The 3,277-nt window shown below is 50.2% G+C and carries 2 protein-coding genes; both read left to right on the forward strand.

Going from position 1 to position 3,277, the window contains the following annotated elements:
• Positions 1-1,637, forward strand: a 1,637-nt coding sequence (locus tag IJN28_00390; protein MBQ6712229.1) for a sensor domain-containing diguanylate cyclase, incomplete at its 5' end; no start/stop codon positions are given.
• 260 nt (positions 1,638-1,897) lie between these two features.
• A complete protein-coding gene (locus IJN28_00395; GenBank protein ID MBQ6712230.1) occupies positions 1,898-3,262 on the forward strand; it encodes a pyruvate carboxylase subunit B in 1,365 nt (454 codons plus the stop codon).
• Positions 3,263-3,277: the final 15 nt, after the last annotated feature.

Here is a 3,277-nt window from a genome sequence, read left to right on the forward strand (position 1 = left end):
CCGCTATGACCATGTACGACTGCCTCCTGTGGCTGTTGTTTTTTATCACCAGTTTCCTTATCGGTATGGCATGTTTCGCTCATAAAAATCATCATATCGACGAAATGCTCTGCCGATACGACCGCGCCGCATCACCCGCAGAAACGCCCGCCCCCACGCCTTGCCAAAACCTCATCGAGCTGACCTTTGCCAAAACAGGTACACTTCTGTCCTCGCAAATGAACCTTGCCGACACGCTCTACGCCTCTTGTGACATGGTAGCCGACATTCTCGGCTGCAGTGCCAGCCTCTTAACACTCACAGAAGATGACAACGACCGTCTGACAGTCGCCTCCTCCTACGGCCTCAATAATCCGCCCGCCGTCCTATCACGCAACGACAGCCTGAGCGGACGCGTCCTCGCCTGCGGTCACGCCCTTATCGAAAACGCTCCGTCTAAACACGAAGACCTGTTCTGCCCACCGCTCGTATTCTCACACGTGACATCTCTCATCAGCGCACCGCTCATCTACGGCGATACCATCCTCGGTACACTTGAGATATACTCCGTCGACGGCAAACAGTTCACCACACGCGATCTGCTCTTACTCTCCGCACTCGCTCGCAATGCAGGCACCGCCATCGAAAACGCCCGCCTCTATGAGATGACCAAACTGCACCTCGAAGAAGAAAAGATCATCTCCGAACTTGCGCAGATCGGAGCGATGACGATAGACCCCGAATCTATCTTGTCAAACTCTGCCGACTGCATCTCTCGCGCCTTGTCTGCCACATGGTGTATCGGCGCACTCACGCACACCGCCTCGGAAACGTATCGGTTCATCAACACAGCCACATCCGACGCGATCACACTCTCTCACTATCCTCAACTCTCTTCAGCCCTCGCACAAGAAGAAGCCACTCTTCTTTCTCATGTCGATGACCTCCCCTTACCCGAATCTCATACCGCCAAACACATTCTCCTGCTCCCACTCAAAAACGACAACGAATCACTTGGATTCTTCCTCTGCGGACTAAATACGCCGACCTTCACGCGTTTTGCATTTACTAAACTGATGACCCGTCAAGTCGCCTTCGGTCTGGAAAAAGCGCATCTTTACAACCAAGTCAAATCCATGGCACTCTCCGACGGTCTTACAGGTCTTGCCAACCGCCGCAACTTCGACATGCTCCTCAAAACAGAACTGCGCCGATCCGCCTCCCTCAAACGCCATCTCAGTTTGATCATGCTCGACCTCGACAACTTCAAACGATACAACGACACCTACGGACATCTCACAGGCGACAAACTGCTTGCCCAAGTCGGCCAGATCCTTCATCACAACATCCGAAGTATCGACCTTGCTGCTCGTTACGGTGGTGAAGAATTCAGCATCATCTTACCCGAATGCAGCACCTCCGATGCCCTCACCATTGCCGAAAAACTACGCACCACCATCGAAACGAGCCACTTCCCTGACAGCCTCGGTACCTTTACCGCCTCCATCACAGCCAGCCTCGGCATCGCCACCTACGACCCCGCCATCACCGCACACGCACCCGACAGCGAAAAGATCATCTCGCTCGCCGACAAAGCACTCTATGAGGCCAAAGAAGCAGGACGCAATCGCATCGTGACCTCCACGAACCTCAATTAGCCCGACGATTTTAACCGTCGGGCTTTTTCTGCAAATAAATCTTTTTTTCCGAAAAGTAATACGCCTAATAATATTTATTTATAACATCATAAATAAGTTGGATTTGGTAATTGACAAATTATCCGTTCAAATCTATAATAAAGATGTTGGATAATGCGTATGTTTTTTGCTGCAACCGACAGCTCGTCATGTTGATTGTACGCACTAAAAAATACGGCTATTCACAAGAAAAGTTACATATTTCTTAGGAGGAGATACCAATGGCTAAACCTGTTAAAATTATGGAAACCGTTTTACGTGATGCTCATCAGTCCTTGTGTGCAACTCGTATGCGTATCGAAGACATGATCCCGATGTTGGAAACTCTCGACAATGCTGGCTTCTGGGCTTTGGAAGCTTGGGGCGGCGCTACGTTCGATAGCTGCCTTCGTTTCTTGAACGAAGATCCGTGGGAAAGACTTAAAACCCTCAAAAAACACTTGCCGAAAACTCCGATCTCGATGCTTCTCAGAGGTCAGAACATCCTCGGTTACAACCACTATGCTGACGACGTTGTAGAAATGTTCGTTAAAAAAATGGTTGAACATGGTATCGGCGTTATCCGCGTATTCGACGCACTCAATGACGTTCGTAACCTTGAAACTGCAATCAAAGCCGGCGTTGCTTCCGGTGCACACGTACAGGGTGTATGCGTATACACGATCAGCCCGTATCATCAGACGCAGGACTACGTTAACCTTGCAAAAGAATTGCAGGCTCGTGGCGTAAACTCCATCTGTATCAAAGACATGTCCGGTATGATCAAACCGTACGTTGCTTACGATCTCGTAAAAGCAATCAAAGCTGAAGTTGACCTTCCGGTTCACCTCCACACTCACTATACTTCCGGTATGGCTGCAATGGCAGAACTCAAAGCTGCTGAAGCTGGCGTAGACATCATCGACTGCGCACTCTCCACGTTCGCTAACGGTACTTCCCAGCCGCCGACGGAATCCATGATCGCTACGTTCGAAGGTACGGAATATGACACTGGTATCGACCGTCAGGCTCTCAAACCGGTTGCTCTCCACTTCGCTAGCGTTAAGAAAAGAATCGCTGAAGAATTCGGCTTGAACACGCACTTCGACACGAACGTTAACGTTCTTGACTTCCAGATCCCGGGCGGTATGCTCTCCAACTTGCGCAAACAGATGTCCGAAATGGGTCTTGAATCCGACGAAGATTATCAGGCACTTCTCGACGAAATGCCGATCGTTCGTGCAGACGCTGGTTACCCGCCGCTCGTAACTCCGACGAGCCAGATCGTTGGTTCCATGGCTGCATTCAACGTAATGATGAAAAAAATGGGTGGCGAACGCTACTCCATGGTTCCGAAAGAATTCAGCGACCTCTGCCGTGGTCTTTATGGCCGTACGCCGCAGCCGGTTAACCCGGAATACAAAGACAAAATCCTCAACGGCAAAGAAGAAATCACTTGCCGTCCGGCAGACAACATTCCGCCGCAATTGGATGAACTCAAAAAACAGTTGGCAGATGCAGGTTATCCGAACGCTTCCATCGAAGACGTTCTCTCCTATGCGATCTTCCCGCAGGTTGCTCTTGAATTCTTCAAAAACAACCGCTAATTGCAAAAGCAAAAG

Source organism: Selenomonadales bacterium, from assembly GCA_017442105.1.
Classification (GTDB): Bacteria; Bacillota; Negativicutes; order RGIG982; family RGIG982; genus RGIG982.